The 16081-nt window shown below is 30.4% G+C and carries 14 protein-coding genes; 8 read left to right on the top strand and 6 right to left on the bottom strand.

All coding sequences use genetic code 11. The features are described 5' to 3' along the window. Nucleotides 1-5 precede the first annotated feature (5 nt). The 3 genes from GOY08_RS08570 to GOY08_RS08560 form a co-directional block, all read right to left on the bottom strand. Nucleotides 6-1610, bottom strand: a complete 1605-nt coding sequence (locus tag GOY08_RS08570) for an ABC-F family ATP-binding cassette domain-containing protein (RefSeq protein WP_158998483.1) — start codon at nt 1608-1610, stop codon at nt 6-8. Nucleotides 1611-1777: 167 nt separating this feature from the next. Beyond that, nucleotides 1778-2668: a glutamate racemase gene (gene murI / locus GOY08_RS08565; RefSeq protein ID WP_158998482.1), complete on the bottom strand. Its 891-nt coding sequence runs from the start codon at nt 2666-2668 to the stop codon at nt 1778-1780. Continuing rightward, a complete protein-coding gene (locus GOY08_RS08560) occupies nt 2665-3537 on the bottom strand; it encodes an HAD-IA family hydrolase (RefSeq protein ID WP_158998481.1) in 873 nt (290 codons plus the stop codon). Before GOY08_RS08560 ends, murI begins: the two co-directional genes overlap by 4 nt. Before the next feature lie 85 nt (nt 3538-3622). On the opposite strand from GOY08_RS08560, the gene GOY08_RS08555 reads away from it, so the two are divergent. Beyond that, nucleotides 3623-4375 carry a response regulator gene (locus GOY08_RS08555; RefSeq protein WP_158998480.1) on the top strand — a complete coding sequence of 251 codons (753 nt, stop codon included), beginning with the start codon at nt 3623-3625 and terminating at the stop codon, nt 4373-4375. Between the two features lie 84 nt (nt 4376-4459). On the opposite strand, the gene fliS is transcribed toward GOY08_RS08555, so the two are convergent. Together fliS and fliD are read right to left on the bottom strand one after the other, a co-directional pair. Continuing rightward, nucleotides 4460-5026, bottom strand: a complete 567-nt coding sequence (gene fliS / locus GOY08_RS08550; RefSeq protein ID WP_158998479.1) for a flagellar export chaperone FliS — start codon at nt 5024-5026, stop codon at nt 4460-4462. 44 nt (nt 5027-5070) lie between these two features. After that, nucleotides 5071-6420, bottom strand: a complete 1350-nt coding sequence (fliD, locus tag GOY08_RS08545; RefSeq protein WP_158998478.1) for a flagellar filament capping protein FliD — start codon at nt 6418-6420, stop codon at nt 5071-5073. Between the two features lie 188 nt (nt 6421-6608). On the opposite strand from fliD, the gene GOY08_RS08540 reads away from it, so the two are divergent. The 7 genes from GOY08_RS08540 to GOY08_RS08510 all read left to right on the top strand — a co-directional run bounded on the left by GOY08_RS08540 (nt 6609) and on the right by GOY08_RS08510 (nt 14471). Continuing rightward, nucleotides 6609-7793: a glycosyltransferase family 4 protein gene (locus GOY08_RS08540; RefSeq protein WP_158998477.1), complete on the top strand. Its 1185-nt coding sequence runs from the start codon at nt 6609-6611 to the stop codon at nt 7791-7793. Continuing rightward, a complete protein-coding gene (gene rffA / locus GOY08_RS08535) occupies nt 7774-8913 on the top strand; it encodes a dTDP-4-amino-4,6-dideoxygalactose transaminase (protein WP_158998476.1) in 1140 nt (379 codons plus the stop codon). Before GOY08_RS08540 ends, rffA begins: the two co-directional genes overlap by 20 nt. Nucleotides 8914-9029: 116 nt before the next feature. Beyond that, nucleotides 9030-9581 (top strand): hypothetical protein, encoded by a 552-nt coding sequence (locus GOY08_RS08530; RefSeq protein WP_158998475.1) that lies wholly within the window; start codon nt 9030-9032, stop codon nt 9579-9581. 90 nt (nt 9582-9671) lie between these two features. Beyond that, a complete protein-coding gene (upp, locus tag GOY08_RS08525; protein ID WP_158998474.1) occupies nt 9672-10325 on the top strand; it encodes a uracil phosphoribosyltransferase in 654 nt (217 codons plus the stop codon). A 19-nt stretch (nt 10326-10344) separates the two neighbouring features. Beyond that, the gene (gene udk / locus GOY08_RS08520; protein ID WP_158998473.1) at nt 10345-10962 is read left to right on the top strand and encodes a uridine kinase; all 618 of its coding nucleotides are present in this window, start codon (nt 10345-10347) and stop codon (nt 10960-10962) included. Between the two features lie 124 nt (nt 10963-11086). Beyond that, on the top strand, nt 11087-12166 hold the full coding sequence (locus GOY08_RS08515; RefSeq protein WP_158998472.1) for a DsbA family protein: 1080 nt from the start codon (nt 11087-11089) through the stop codon (nt 12164-12166). 421 nt (nt 12167-12587) lie between these two features. After that, a complete protein-coding gene (locus GOY08_RS08510) occupies nt 12588-14471 on the top strand; it encodes a leukocidin family pore-forming toxin (RefSeq protein WP_158998471.1) in 1884 nt (627 codons plus the stop codon). An 82-nt stretch (nt 14472-14553) separates the two neighbouring features. Here GOY08_RS08510 and GOY08_RS08505 read toward each other — a convergent pair whose 3' ends face one another. After that, nucleotides 14554-16050: an MlaD family protein gene (locus GOY08_RS08505; protein WP_158998470.1), complete on the bottom strand. Its 1497-nt coding sequence runs from the start codon at nt 16048-16050 to the stop codon at nt 14554-14556. Nucleotides 16051-16081: the final 31 nt, after the last annotated feature.

Raw genomic sequence — 16081 nt, 5'->3', positions numbered from 1 at the left:
TATTCTTAGAAAAGTGAAATATGATTCGTAATATTTAGTTCTTCCAAAAAATTTTTATCGTGCGAAACAACCAACATAGCGCCTGAAAAAGATTTTAAACCTGATAATAATATCTCAATAGAATAGATATCTAAATTATTAGTAGGTTCATCTAAAATTAAAAGATCAGGGGTATTTTCTTGCAAAAATAAACATGCTAATGCTACTCGCATTCTCTCTCCCCCACTTAAATACTCGATTTTTTTAAATACATCATCTCCATAAAATAGAAATCTTCCTGCAATAATTCTTATTTCATGTAATTTTCTATTAGGCAAAGCATGTTTTTGTAAATTTTCTAAAATGGTACTTTTCTTCTCTAGAAAAGAACAAGTTTGATCTAGGCAAGCAATCTTTTTTGTCCCTAGTTTAACAGTACCTATTTGAGGCAATAATTCACCTAAAATAATTTTTATCAAAGTAGATTTTCCGCTACCATTATTTCCTAAAATTGATACTCTTTTATTCCCTATTAAAGAAAAATTTAAATTATTTTCCCAAAGAAAACGTTTAGAATTTGGATAATGAAAGTTCAAATCTTTACAAATAATAACTTCTTTTAATGATGGAATTTTTGTATTTTCTAAATCTATTTGAATTGATTTCTTTTCACGGATATTTTCCTGTAATAGTTTTACTTTATTTTCAGCATCAATTAATTTTTTCCGATGAATATCTCCCAGATTTGCTGAAGTTTTTTCTGATTTAGATTTTTTATATTGTAACTCTAATACAGACATTCCTTCATTTAATGCTTTTTGTTTTCCTGTGGCAGATTTATGGGCTATTTTTTTAGATATCTCATTTGAAATAATTTGAGTTTTTTTTAAATTTTGTTTTGCGTTATCTAAAATACTTGTATTAGCTTTATCTTCAATTTGTTGTTGCTCAAAGTAAAAATTATAATTCCCTCCATAAACTTTTAACCCTAAATTTGATATCTCAAATATTCTATCCATACTATTTAATATTTCAATATCATGGCTAGAAATTAAAACAGTAAAATTAGATTGGATAATCCCACTCATTAATTCTTTTTTTGCACTGCAGTCTAAATTATTTGTTGGTTCATCTAATAATAAAATATCTGAATTATCTAATACTAATTTTCCAAACAGGAGTCGAATAAGCTCTCCACCACTTAATGTATTACCTAATCTATTTAATTGATAAGGAAACAAATTTACCTTTTGAAAAGAAAGCTTAATTTCTCTTTCTAAATCCCAGCTTTGATCTATAATCTGAAAGTCTGTCTCAGTAGCCAGTCCTGCAAAAACATTTTGGAGAGAAGTTAATTTTTCTTTTACACCAAGAATTTCTGCTAACGACTTATTTGCAAAGTCATTTAAATTTTGCGGAAAATATGTAGTTTTACCTTTTATTTTGATATCACCTTGCGTTGTTGCAATTTCTCCTGTTAATAAACGTAATAAAGTTGTTTTTCCAACTCCATTTTTCCCAACAAGTCCTACTTTTTCTCCTTTTTGTATAGAAAAATTAAAGTTTTTAAATAATAAAGTACCATCAGGTAAAGAATACCCAACATCACTCACTGATATAGGAGAAGTCATAAATTTTTGGTCTCCAGTAGATATTTAATTGTCTAAGTATTTGATTTTATTATTGATAATTAGTTAGATGCTGGATTCATGGCACTCACTTAAGAAAAATGAACAAACAGATTTTGATTATCAGATGTTAAATAAAATGGCAAGGAATTTAAAAAAAGGAAAATTTACTAAGTTTGAATTTCCACAGCTTCTACTTTAGGTAACGGGATGGAAGTAAAAAAACGTGCAATACTTTCAAATTGCTCTGGAGAATCAGTACACAAGACCTGCTTCTCTCCATGATTTAATATGTTCTCATATTGATTAGAAACAATAAATTGTTCAACAAAATTTACTATAGGCAAAGAAGATTCAACTAAATAAATAGGATCATTTTGTTCTTTGGAACCTAATTTTAAAACCCAATCACCATCAATTGATTTATAAATAACAGTTTTTCCTAATCTTCGTTCTAAAGACTCTGCTATTGGTAAAGTTAATCTTGGATAATGAGTACAAGCCAGCATTACAACTTTTGTATCTTCAGGTATATCCCACAAATACATATCGCATGCAGCATCGACCATAGGGCCTTGGGAAATTCCTTCCTCCACTAAAGGAACAAATAATGGGCAAGCTCTAGCCCAAACTTTTTCAACTCCATTAGCTCCTAATTCTTCATTAAAACGATTGCTTCGTACAGTAAATTTTGTTCCAAGAACTGCAACAGTACGCGTTTTATCTTGTAATAATGATGCAACAAATTTACAAAATCCTTCAACAATTCCTATAATAGGTAATTTAAATAAATGCTGTAATTCTTTTGCCGCAACACTAGAAGCTGTACCACATGCTATAATAAGTAATAATGCGTTACGACTTGCTAAATAAAGTGTAGCTTCGGAAGCATAACGGGTAATAGTTTCTTGACTTTTGTTACCATAAGGACAACGTGCATTATCACCTAAATACTGGGTATTTAAATTTGGAAACCGTTTTAAAACATTTTCCCATACGGTCAAACCGCCCTGACTAGAGTCAAAAAATGCAATATTTGGAAGGATGTTTATTTTAGTCATAAGCTAATTATATTTCTAAAAATATTTTTAATTCTTCCAGCAACTGACTCACCAAAAAATAAATTTTCCCTTTGTGTACTTAACATTTTTAATTCCAAGTCAGAAACTTTGTTACTTTCAATCATCGACATTATATTTTCATTTAACAAATTTACCAAACTAGCATTCCAACCAAAATCAATTGCAGCTCTAACATTTGCAGGGGTATCATCTATAAAATATGTATCTTCCACATCTAATTTTTGGCGATATTTTTTGGCAATAAATGCCTGCGCTTCAGAAAACGCTATTTTGTATATTTCTTGGTCTGGTTTTTCAAAACCAACATCTTGACTAAAAATAATAACATCAAATAGCTCTCGCAAAGGAATTTTTTTCTCAATAACAACTTCATGCCAAGTTGTTGCATTGCTTAAAACTCCAATACCAAAGTTTAGTTCACGCAATTTTTTAGCCAATTCTAACACGGACTGCCTTGGCGCTCCAACAACGTAACTATCTGCTTTTTTTATATCTTGAATTGAAATCTGATTTTCAAGCTGTGGCATTTTAGCAGTTTTGAGCAGAACATGGATGAAAGATTTTGCATATTCAAAAGCCCCCATTTTACCACAACACCACTTATGAAGGACGGCTTCTTTTTTCAAAACACGATAGATTTGTTTGCAATCCTTTACAGCCGTTGGAGGTAATAGACCTTCAAATGAATTGATGTAAATATCCCAATCCAAGTCAAGTAAAACACTTCCAATATCAAAAAATACAAACCCTGAATATGTTTTATTTTTAAAACATTCTTTATACTTTTCTCCAGAAAAAATGACCTGTAATTCATGTAAATCAGCAATCTGTATTTCTGGCCAAAACATTTATCTCTCCTCAAGGGTCTTCGATGACACCCGATAAACATAGTTGAATTCTAAGCGACTTTGCAACCATTTTGGATAAGAGAAAATGAATAAATTAAAAAGCATCAGAACTATCAAAAGTAAAAATCCAAATCCAAAACTTACTGTTGTAATTGGAGAAGAACATGCGCTTTCAGCAAGCATGGAAGGATTAGTTCTATCGCAGGCTGGATTTGATGTTAAACATGCTAAATCTATTGAAGAAATAATCAAAATGATTGCTGATGAAAAGATAGATATTGTTATGCTTGATTATTTATTTCAAAAAGGCCAAGCGCTTAAAAAAATTGTGCAAGCCAAAAAAATTAGTCTAAATCCTAAAGTTCGTTTTGTTGTTACTAGTGTGGTTAATAGTGAAGAGTATAAAGACGATATTTTTCAAAATAATGCCGACTTATTTTTATTAAAACCCAGTCCTAAAAGAAAACTTATTGAAGAGTTAAAAAAATTAAGCAAAATTGAATTTAGAAAAAGTATAAGAGTGAAATGTAACATTCCATTTAAAGTAAAAAAAGAAAATAAATACTTTGAAACCTTTGTTATAGATATATCTGCAGATGGATTACATGTTATTGATCAGTCAAATCAAATAAATCCAATATTAGGTATGGAATTAGAGTTTGAATTTTTACTACCAAAATCAGATGATTTACTTAATGCAAAAGGAAGTGTTGTAAGATTTACTGATGAAGGGTTTGGAATTAAATTCACAGAAATAACTAAAAATACTAAAGAAAAAATAAATAAGTTTGTACTAAGTAATAGTATAGAAATGAAATCATCTCATTATTACTTATAAGTAATAAATTAAGTAACAAAATAGCATATAAAGAAAAGAGATAATAATTACTTTAAAATAAATATTTAATTCTCTTTATTTAATCTATTTTTTACTTAAAGTATTCATACTACCTGTAGCAGGTTTTACTTCAGCTGAAAGATTTACAGCAGCTGCACTTGATTTTTCATTTTTTAGATTTTTATTATTAGCTTCTTCAATTGATTGTTGATTTTTGATTGATTTTAAATATGTTTCATACAAATCTGGTTGTAGAGTTGGGCTTGGAACCCCATCTGGTCTAGGATTATTAACGACATCCCTCCAAGCTTCATATAGAGTATTTAATAATTTTTCAGCTACTTCAATATCTTCAACTTTATTGTTAATATTTGCTTCAATTAATTTATCCATAATAAACATATATAAATTTTCTAAATCAGCAGAAAGTTGTCCTCCTACTTCATGATCTAATGTATTAATTAATTCAGCTATAATTGCAATAGCTTTACTTAAATTTTTACCTTTTTCTGCTATTTTTTTCTCCTGCATTCTAACTTTCGCTATGCGCAAAAACTTTATACAACCTTCATATAACATTAAAAGAACTTTTTCTGGTTTTGCAGTTGTTACATTAGTAGACTGATACGCTTTAAATGCTTTCACATTCATTGAAAAACCATCCTTGAAAATTATGTCTTTAGTAAATTATGCAACTATCCCATACCATCTAGTTTTTGTTGCAATACTTTACCTTGTGCATTCATTCCACTGATAAGTTGTTCTACATAAGCGAATTGTCTTCTTAGTCCTTCTTCTCTTTGTTGAGCTTGTCTTGTTTTAACAGCAATGTCTTTGTCAAAGTTTTCAAGAATTCTTTTATATTCTCGCTCTTTTGATGGGATAACCCCACTTTGTTGACTCTGGACATTTCGAACAGCATCAGAGAGTCTTGGACCAATACCTGTAGATTCATCAGATGTGATGAACAACTTAGAAACTCCGACATAATCTTCGGATAAGGATTGTTTAGCTTTAGATTCGTCATATTTTAAATTGCCAGTTTTTGGGTCGGTAGAAATTCCTATGTCAGCTAATGTTTGGTATTTTCCTCCATTCACACTAAATTGCATTGATCCTTGCAAAGCTCTTCTCAAGGTTCTTAAACTATTATCTTTTGAAAGTACGCCTGCTTTATTCGTATTAGGATCAACTTGAAATTGTTTATCAATAAATTCATTTACTTTGTTATATGATTCAACAAATTTTTTAATATTTTCCATCGTTTTATCAACATCATAATCAATCTTTATATTCACTTTTGTTCCTGGTTCCGCTCTTTTTACATCTAAAACCATACCTGGAAAAAGTTCAGTTACTTTATTTGTTTCGTTATAGACTTTGACATCTTCAAACAACATCTCTAAATTTCGACCAGTCACTTGTTCCTTAAATTCAAGATAGGTCGTATCTGGATCAATAGTTACTTTGGCTTCTTTACCAGATTTTTCTGAAATGACAATCAGTCTGTAATTTTCTTCATCACTATCTTCAATCCCTTCTTTGGTATTAATTACAATAGCCTTTACACCCTTATTTAAAGAGTTAATTTGCACAGCAACATCATTTAATGTTGATCTATCTGGATCAATATCCACATCAAAAGACTCTCCATCTTCATTTTCAATTGTCATATACCCAAATCCAACTGGAGTAGTGTCTTTATCAGCAAATGATTGAGTAAGTAATTTATGCGTCCGAGCTAAATGTCTAACTTCCAATTCATATGTTCCAATTGGAGCATTATTATCTACAGTGCCTTCAATAATATCAGGGTGAGAACTTGTTAGTTTTAATTTATAGAAGTCTTGTCGAGTTCTTAATCCATTTAAATTAGTCCCTAGAGTACTAACCAAACCTTTTAAATCATTAAATAATTTATGTTCATCATTGATTTCTTTTTTTCTGGCTTCAACTTTTTTAATAGGTTCATGTTCAATTTCTATTAACTGATCAACCATTTTAGGATCAATACCTGAACCCGTATTTACTCGAATTCCTGCCATAAATTAAACTCCCCATATTATGAATATGGCAAAAAACATAAATGACATAGGAAAGAATTTTTCCCTCTCTGCCAGTTCTTTATTCAGGTAGATATTTGATTCCTTAATGGAAGAATTTATAGTATAAAATTTTCCGGTTAAGCAAGTTTATTGCTTTTTAATAGGATATTTTTATATTGGAAAATTGAATGCGAAATGCACCCCAAATCATTCATGTCAATACCTCGCAAGCTTTTGGTGGACTTGAACTTTATACTGTTCTATTAATTCAAAAATTGATTGAACAAGGAATAAAAACATGTCTTTATTGCCTACCAGGAAGCAAGATAGAAATAGAAGCTCAAAAATTAGGGATAAAAACAATATCAGGATTTAAGCAAGCGCGCATTAGTTTAAAAGATATAAGAAAATTAAGAAAAATAGCTTTGGAAGAAGATTATCAAATTATCCACTCCCATACACGTCAAGATGTTTGGCTTTCAAGTTTAGCATTGCTAGGATTATCTAATAAAAAGCATATCTTTAGCCTTTATATGAGCGCCCCCTCAAAAAAGGACATTATACATAAATTTATTTATAGCAGAATTCATGCAATTACCTCTTCATCTATGATTTTAAACGAAAGAATAAAATTAAATTATCCCATTTCTAAAGAACAAGTTTACTTACTTAGATATGGTAGAGATCTTTCTATTTATCAAAAAAATCAATCACAAAGAGACAATATTCGTAATAAATTTAACATTCAAAGTGATGAAAAGGTTATTATTACCATGTGTCGCATTGATCCAGGAAAAGGTGTGAAAGAATTTGCAGAAGCATTTTTACTTATGCCTGTTGAAACAAGAAAAAAAGTACATTTTATTATAATGGGTGAACCCACTCTTGATCATATAGACTCTGCTGGGAATAAAGTTTATGAACCGCAAGCAAAACAATTATACGAATGGCTGCAGAATTATATCACCACCCCTGAAATTCAGGGAAGAATCCACTTGGTACCCTTTCAAGCCAATTTTGTTCCTTATTTAAATGCAAGTGATTTATTTGTTTTGGCAACTTACAAAGAAACCTATTCATTATCTGTATTAGATGCTATGGCAATGGGTCTTCCTGTCATTGGTACAAATTCAGGAGGCACTCCTGAGCAAGTACTTAACAATGTAAGAGGAATTTTAGTTGAACCCAAAAATTCACATGCAATTGCGAATGCAATTGCCGATTATGTTAATTCTCCAGAAAAAATATTAGAACATGGAGAAAATGCAAAAAAATGGGTTTATACTGAGCATAATTGGAACAAGAAAATTAATGAACTTTTAAATTTATACCGTTCATGTCTGGAGAATAAAAATGCACATACCTCTATCTAAGGCACATATTCCTAAAAAAGTATTTGAAAATATAAATCAAGTCTTTGCTTCTGGGAAACTATCAGGCGATGGCAGTTTTTGTCACTCTACTGAAGAAAAACTAAAGAATATCTTAAAGATAAAGCATGTTTTATTAACCTCATCATGCACCCATGCTTTAGAAATGAGTATGTTGTTATTAAATGGAAAAGAAGGTGATGAAGTTATTCTTCCCTCATTTACATTTACTTCAACGGCCAATGCTATTCTTGTTGCTGGATTAAAACCGGTATTTTGTGAAATTGATCCTAAAACTTTTAATATTGATATCAATGATGTTTTGAAAAAAATTACACCTAAGACCATTGCTATAATTCCCGTTCACTATGCAGGAGTTGCATGTGATATGGAAAAACTATTAGAAATATGTCGCCCGAAAAATATCAAAATTATTGAAGATGCTGCTCACGCTATTGGTGCAAAATGGGACCATAAATTTTTAGGTACTATTGGTGATATGGGATGTCTTAGCTTTCATGACACTAAAAATGTTATTTGCGGTGAAGGTGGTGCTTTTTTAACAAATGACGATTCTTTAGCAGAAAAAGCAATGATAATAAGAGAAAAAGGAACCAATCGCGCACAATTTTTAAAAGGACAGGTTGATAAATATACTTGGGTTGCAAAAGGCTCAAGTTATATTTTAGCTGAACCCTTGGCAGCTATTTTATCTGCTGAAGTTGATGTTATGTTTGAATTAAATGAAAAAAGAGGAATCATTCATCATTATTATTATGATAACCTTAAAATATTAGAAGAAAAAAACATATTAACACTCCCCTTTCTTCCAAACTATTCGGAAACTAATTATCATTTATTTTTTATTGTTTTGAATTCTCCTGAACAAAGAAATTCATTAATGTCACATTTAAGAAGTAAGGGAATTGGTGCTACCTTTCACTACATTCCTCTGCATTCAGCTCCTTTAGGAATTGAGTTGGGTAATAAACCTAATGACCTTGAAATCACTGAGAAATTTCATTCTAGGTTGTTACGACTCCCGTTATATCCTGATATGGAACAAAAAGATTATGAAACTGTCGTTAGTGAAATCATAGCCTGGTCACATGAAATTGCATAATTCTTAACATTATAATATTGCTATATTATAATGTTATTTTTTTATTTTTATAAAATTTTTCTTTTTCAATTTAAAAAATCTCCGATATCATATTAAATAGTTGAATAAGGATACAAATGAGTAGTAGGCTTTTATCTTTAAATTTTATGTTTTTAACATTGGGTTTAGTTAGTAACTCTTGTCGATACTCTCCAAACCAACAAATGCCACAATACTATTCAGCTGATAGATATCCCTATTATCCTGAAAAAGACTCACAAAGAATGTTAATTGTGAATCAAATTTATCAAATTAATTCTGGTGTACAAGAGCCTATAACAAATTTTATGATTGAAGGAAATGTTTTTTGTAATGGAAAAAAAACATATAATAGGCAGTTTATCTCGAATGGTAACGACCATTCTTTTAAAATATATCCCAACACTTCCTGTTCAATTACAATAGAAAAAATACATGTTAATAATATTGAATTCATTCCACAAATATATTCTCCTATAAAAAAATATAAAATTTCAGTACAAGAAAATGAAGAATATATTTTGCCTGAAGATAATGTTATTTATCAAAGCGGAACAAAAATTTATTGGTTTAGTGCTAAAATTATTCCAAATAATTTATTGGAATTTTATTTATCCGACAATAATAACTCTTTTTTATCTATAAAATAATAAAAATTTAAAATTTTGTAGAAACACTTTTTTTCTGTTTGCTATAGTGCTAATTTAAAAGTTAAATTCTAAATATTCAGGACATAAAAAATGGTTAAAAACATAGCAAAAAATGAGCACAAAAATATTCACATTCTAAATCATCCTATTTTAAGTCACTCTCTTTCTTCACTCAGAAAAAAAGAAACAAACTCTAGCGACTTTAGGCGTTTATTAAGTGAAATGAGTCGGCTTATGGCTTATGAGAGCTCACGAGATTTAAAAGTTAAAAATCACATTATTGAAACACCCTTTGAAAGGATTGAAAGCCCTTTTATCTGTGAAGATGTAACAATAGTCGCGGTTATGCGCGCAGGAATGGGAATGCTCGATGGATTTATGCAAATGTTTCCTCACTCAAAAGTAGGCCATATAGGAATTTATAGAGATAAATTTCTAAATAATACTGTTGAATATTATTTTAGGCTACCAAATGACATAGAAAATAACAAAATTTTCTTACTTGATCCCTTACTTGCCACGGGCTCTACTGTTGTTGCAGCTATTAATAGATTAAAACAATATGGGGTAAATGAAATTCGTTTTCACTGCTTGCTTGCTTCACCTGGAGGTCTCGAATTGCTCCAAGACACACATCCTGATGTCTCTATATATTGCTTATCTGTCGAGCGTGGTTTAGATGAAAAAGGATACATCTTACCTGGGTTAGGAGATGCAGGAGATCGTATCTACGGCACAATTTAATTTTAATTAGGGTATTCATTTGAAAAATAAAAAATCTTCTACTGTTATAGCGATTACAGGAGGAAGTGGTTCAGGAAAAACCACCGCAGCACGTAAACTATTAAGTTTATTTGGTTCAGATCATTGCCAAATAATAAGTCAAGATAGTTACTATTTTGATCATAGCAAAAAATTTACTGGAGATGGCAGTGTTAATTTTGATCATCCAAATTCTATAGATTTTAATTTAATGGCAAACCATATAGAATTATTAGCTAATGGTAACGCTATTGAAATGCCAATCTACGACTTTGTAACCCATACTAGAAAATCTGAAACAGTTAAAATCATTCCAAGTCCGTTTTTAATAGTGGATGGAATTTTAATCTTATCCCAAGAAGTATTAAGACCACTCTTTGATATTTCTATTTTCATTGATATTGCTGAAGATGTTAGATTTCAAAGACGTTTGAAACGAGATGTTGAAGAAAGAGGGAGAAGCCCTGAAGGTGTAAAAATTCAATATCATTCATTTGTTAAGCCTATGCATGATCAATTTGTCCAACCTTCAAAAGAGTTTGCCTCATATATCGCCTACGATAATGATACCGTAAATCACTATTTATTACCTGAATTAGTTGAAAATTTTAAAAATTAATCCATAAAAAGTCCATATATAAGAACATTTTTTCAAATTATACTCTTCTTTCTAATGTTATTGTTTTGAAAATTCAACATTCAGTGTATATTTCGATGACCTTAAACTTTTCTCTGGGGGAAAAATGAATTTTTCTATTAAAAATTTGCTAAATAAGAATAAATATAAAATAGCAACAACTTTAACTTTGACAACCTTAGCTTTTATTGGATGCCAATCACAAAAATCAAAAAGTAATGATGACGTATTAGGCTCTTTTAACTCTAAAACAATAAAATTTAAAGATCTTTCAACTTCTGAAAAAACTGAGCTCATCAATGCACAAAAAAAAGTGTATGAAACCGCTCAAGCTATCTTAGAAAAGCACTATTTAGATGCTTGGTTTGATGACTATAAAAATCAAAATAAATTAGCTTCCTTAGATGCAGCAAAAGAAGATTACTATTCAAAAAAAGCTCTTGTCGGAGATGAGGTCGTTAAAAAGTTTCTTGCTGACAATGCTAATAACCCTCAGTTATTACAAATACCAGAAGATAAGCGCTCTAGCCTAGTAAAACAGTATCTTACTAGAATGGAACAGGCAAAAGCTGAGCAAGAACTGATAGCCGAAGCTCAAGAAAAAGGCAAAATCAAGGTTACTGGTATAGAAAAGCCACAAGAAATAGTTGTTACTATAAATGACACAACAGGTTATAAATATAACTCTAATTTGAAAAATCCAAAAGTAACTATTGTTGAATTTGCTGACTATCAGTGCCCATACTGTGTTAGAGCGCACGAAACTTTAGAAAAAGTAATGGCAGATTATAAAGATAAAGTGCAATATATTTATAAAGACTTCCCATTAATGCAAATTCACCCAGAGGCTTTACCTGCTGCAATTGCAGCAAAATGCGCAGCAAATCAAAACAAATACTGGGACATGCATAAATTGTTGTATGTTAAAGGTTCAACTGAAAAACTTTCAACTGATACCTACCAAAAGTTAGCTACCGAACTCAAATTAAATATTGCTGATTTTAAAGCCTGCCTAGAAGACAAAGATAAAACCATCAGTCAAGCAGTAATGGCGCAAATGGAGGAAGGAAATAGTATAGGTGTGAGTGGTACTCCTTCCATTTTCATTAACGGTGAAAAATTTGAAGGTAACTTAAGCGTTGCTGGTCTAAAGAAAGAAATTGATGCTAAATTAAGCGCAAAATAATTCAGCCTTTCTTTTTATAAAAACTAACAAGTTCTTTTTATTTAAAAAGAACTTTTTTTTTATTAAATTAAAGGAATTACTAGAAGTGTATAAAAACCAAACAGTAGTGTATATAATATATACATAATTTATCCTTAAATTATAAGCATTAATCTTTACCTGAAAATAAATTATACACGTTATATTAACAGCATGTAGCGATATATAACTTTATCTTTTTAAAGAATAAAAATAATTTATAAAAACAAAGAAAAATAATTTATTTTTTATGCATTTTTCTATAAAAAACATTAATTCAATTTTAATCCAAAATTAATTAAGACTTATCCTTTCTGAAATAATTTAAATTAAGAAAATAAAATTGGCATAATATTTGCTTTCAATTTTTAATCGGTTAGTTCATCTTGAGTAGGGAGAGATCATGCAATTAAATAGTCATAATCTGAAGTATTTATACACTAGTCTGCTTTCCTTAGTTGCAGTTAGTTGTAATGAAGGTTCAAAAAAATCAAACTCAGATAAATTTGATGGCTCAAATTTTGTTACTGTGAATGATAAAAACTATAATAAAAATTTCAATATTTCGAATGAAATTAATAAAAATAATAGTGTTGTAAAGTTAGAAGGAATAAATCATTCAACTGAACTTCAAGAACTCATGTATAAAGTTTCTCCAATTTCTGTTGATGAAGTTCAAAAAAATGATAAAGAAACTGATATATACTTATATAAAAATAAAGAAAATAACCTAAGCATTGTTGCTACAAGAAGCAATAGTAAAGAAACAGAAAAAGAAGTAGGAAAAATGATTTATGCTGAATTAAATTCAGAAAATAAATCTAACCAAGAAGAAAATAACCTAAATCTCGATAAATCTTCAGTAACTGTCACTATTTTTGAAGATAAATTATCTTGCTTTATGCCTAAATTTAGCAAAAATGACTCGCAATTAATTGACTATTGTGACAAAAAAGCAAATGTAAAATTGCACTTTAAAGTAGATATGTCCGGTTCTCGTTCAGGTGAATTTGTATCAAAAGAAGATCCAAAACAAAAAATAAAGACCTCCGAAGGAAAATTCATTACTTTCAGTATATCTCCTACTGAAGGAGGCGGTCCTGGATGGCATATAGCTGATAATATTTATCAAGAAAAATCAAAATATGGTGATAAAATTTCAACTGTAGCTGGCAAATACATCTTTGAAATAAATTCTGACTTGAATGATGAAAAGCCAAAAGAAAATCATGTTCATATTGCAGACACTTTTCCAACAAATATAAATCCAAAAATAACATCCACTGTAACTAGGGGCTATAATTTTGGATTGTCTGGAGGCTTAAAATTAGGTGGTAAAGCTGAATTCAAACCAGCAGTTTCTCCAGCAACAGGTCTTATTAGTCTAGGTGAAGTTGAGGCAACCGCTGGAGCCGAGCTAAGTGCAAATATTTTAAGAACGAGTTCAAGAACAATGCACTTTGAAACTCATGAATATACTGTTGAAAGTAATAGTAATGCAAATAAAGCAATGTGGATTTGGGATGCAAAAATTCCAGAAAAAATATGTACTTATTTGACAAATTACGACTCCCAAAATTGTGACTTTAGTACAGCTCCTTGGAATACTAGATGGGCTTCAAATATAAATATGTTTTCTGCTATCAGCCATAAATCCTTTCAACCAGCATTTTGGGTTACTTACCAAACTTCAAAGGAGAACAAAGGAATTTCTACTTTTGAAATCAGCACAAGAGCACAAACTGCAGTGGTGTTTGGCAACGTTTCACAACTTGTTGTTAAAAAATCTTATAGTTTAGAAGTTGGTACAGGAGAAATTTTTGTAAAACCAATAGTTGTATCTGTAAACTGGAATTCTCCTTTTTTTGCTTCTGAAGAAAACATAAGATTGCAAAGAACGAATAGTCTTTATGCAACAAAATGCTTAGCTGTTGACAGTTCTAACAAAAATGTTTCATTAGCAGACTGTGATTCCTCATATGAACAAATATGGGGATATGACATAGAGTTAAAACAATTTAAATCTAGAACAGGTCAGAATAATTTATGTTTAGCACTTGTCCACAGATTTGGTGAAGATGTTGCTGTGGCAGAGCCTTGCTTTGCAAATAGCGAAGACAAAGTTGTAAAAAATAACCAAATTTGGGAATTTACAAAAGAAGGCTATATTAAATCTGTAGAAGATCCTGAACAAAGAGTTCTTGATACTAATGAAAATGGCAATCTTGTGCTAAAAGTTCCAGGTAAGTCAACACCAAAATTTAAAGCTTATGATGCCAAGCTTTAATTAAAGTTTGACAAAGGGACGAAGAGATAAAATAATCTCCTCGTCTTTTTTTATTAAAATATTTAAAAATAAGGTTAAATTTCTACTTTGCTAAAGCAGCCACGCCTAATAGTCCTTTTATATCTTCATCCGTAATAGATAGACCAGCACCAACAAATGGAAATGGTTTATCATATAAAACTAAACCATCTACACCAGCGGTAAGAAAAATATTTGGCGTAATGAATACGTTTGTAAAGGCCTTAATATTAAATGCCCCTTTGCTTCCATATTGAGTATCCGAAGGTGTAGGGCTACCACCAAATTGTGAAAATTCTACAGTACCAACTAAGCGATCTTTAAATGCAAAAAAGTCAGTTGCAAATCCGCCAGAACTAGCAAACATACCAACACGCAGCCCCATAAAACCAATTCTTTGAGAAATTTGTAAATTGTACCGTAAATTTGAAACATTTTCATTGGTATTTTTTTGTGTTGTTGTGGTTGTCGTATTTCCATTTGTTGTTGTAGTTGCAGTTGTAGTATCAACTTGCCTACCGTAAGAAACATTTGTAATACCTAATAGGTAATATCTATCAGGTCTTGTGGAAAACATTAAATCAAATTCATTAGTAAATTTATCGCCTGTTTGAGCATTCGCAACTCTAAATTCAGCCCTATCCATCATAGTGAGTTTCAATTGTGAGATAGGTTTTACAACATCTTGAATACTTTTTAATGTGGCTTTTACTTCATCAGCTGTTTCATCTTTTGCAATCAACTGCCCAATTGTACCCTCACCTTTTTCAATTTTTGCAGCCATTCTTTTTATTGAGGCTGTAGCTTCATCAACATTTGCAATAATATTTTCAATTTTTTCACGATTTTCAGGTGTAGATATATTTCTTAATTCAGAGCTAAATGTTTTTAAATCAGAAATAATTTGATCTACTTTAGAATCATTTCGCTCTATTAAATTTGCTATTCTTACAGCGCTATCACGAATTCCTTTAATGGCCTCTTTTATATTTGTTTTTTGTGACGAAGTAATATCACGTAAGTCAGCTGAAACTCCTTCAATATTATCAAGAATATTTTTAACAGACATTTCACCTTCTTTAGTACCTAAGACGTTAGATAAAGAACCAGTAATTTTTTTAATATCACGTGCAATATTATTTAAATTTGTCATTAATGCTTCAATATCATTGGATTCTGGATTTCTAGGCATAAATTCACCAGAAGCCATATATCCGACACCTGCTTGGTTCCTGACAATTTCAATAAAAACATCACCTAAAATACCCCTTGATTTAATTTCAAGAAAAGACCCTTTTGGTATTTTTAAATTGCCATCAACACTAAAATTTATCTTTGCTCCATCTTGCAAAATTTCTACTGAAGTAACTTCACCAACTTGGACACCCGAGGCACGCACTTGAGTACGCTCTGCCACACCTCTAACGTTACTTATAACGGTATAAAAATGTTGTTTTTTTGATGCAAACGGATTTCCACCTAAAACCACAGCAGTAGTAGTGAGGATTGAAGCACCTAATATTGTAAACAAACCAACTTTAACTTCAGAGGACAGTGCCATTGTAAAACTAATCCTTAATTTCTAGATTCCG

The sequence above is a fragment of the Pigmentibacter ruber genome (assembly GCF_009792895.1).
Classification (GTDB): domain Bacteria; phylum Bdellovibrionota_B; class Oligoflexia; order Silvanigrellales; family Silvanigrellaceae; genus Silvanigrella; species Silvanigrella rubra.
Note: the sequence above shows the minus strand (reverse complement) of the source record. Positions and strands in the feature narration are given on the sequence as shown.

Bases quoted from the DNA above. Each gene is read 5' to 3' on its own strand.
- GOY08_RS08570 (WP_158998483.1), bottom strand. From the start codon at position 1,610: ATGACTTCTCCTATATCAGTGAGTGATGTTGGGTATTCTTTACCTGAT.
- murI (WP_158998482.1), bottom strand. From the start codon at position 2,668: ATGACTAAAATAAACATCCTTCCAAATATTGCATTTTTTGACTCTAGT.
- GOY08_RS08560 (WP_158998481.1), bottom strand. From the start codon at position 3,537: ATGTTTTGGCCAGAAATACAGATTGCTGATTTACATGAATTACAGGTC.
- GOY08_RS08555 (WP_158998480.1), top strand. From the start codon at position 3,623: ATGAATAAATTAAAAAGCATCAGAACTATCAAAAGTAAAAATCCAAAT.
- fliS (WP_158998479.1), bottom strand. From the start codon at position 5,026: ATGAATGTGAAAGCATTTAAAGCGTATCAGTCTACTAATGTAACAACT.
- fliD (WP_158998478.1), bottom strand. From the start codon at position 6,420: ATGGCAGGAATTCGAGTAAATACGGGTTCAGGTATTGATCCTAAAATG.
- GOY08_RS08540 (WP_158998477.1), top strand. From the start codon at position 6,609: ATGCGAAATGCACCCCAAATCATTCATGTCAATACCTCGCAAGCTTTT.
- rffA (WP_158998476.1), top strand. From the start codon at position 7,774: ATGCACATACCTCTATCTAAGGCACATATTCCTAAAAAAGTATTTGAA.
- GOY08_RS08530 (WP_158998475.1), top strand. From the start codon at position 9,030: ATGAGTAGTAGGCTTTTATCTTTAAATTTTATGTTTTTAACATTGGGT.
- upp (WP_158998474.1), top strand. From the start codon at position 9,672: ATGGTTAAAAACATAGCAAAAAATGAGCACAAAAATATTCACATTCTA.
- GOY08_RS08515 (WP_158998472.1), top strand. From the start codon at position 11,087: ATGAATTTTTCTATTAAAAATTTGCTAAATAAGAATAAATATAAAATA.
- GOY08_RS08510 (WP_158998471.1), top strand. From the start codon at position 12,588: ATGCAATTAAATAGTCATAATCTGAAGTATTTATACACTAGTCTGCTT.
- GOY08_RS08505 (WP_158998470.1), bottom strand. From the start codon at position 16,050: ATGGCACTGTCCTCTGAAGTTAAAGTTGGTTTGTTTACAATATTAGGT.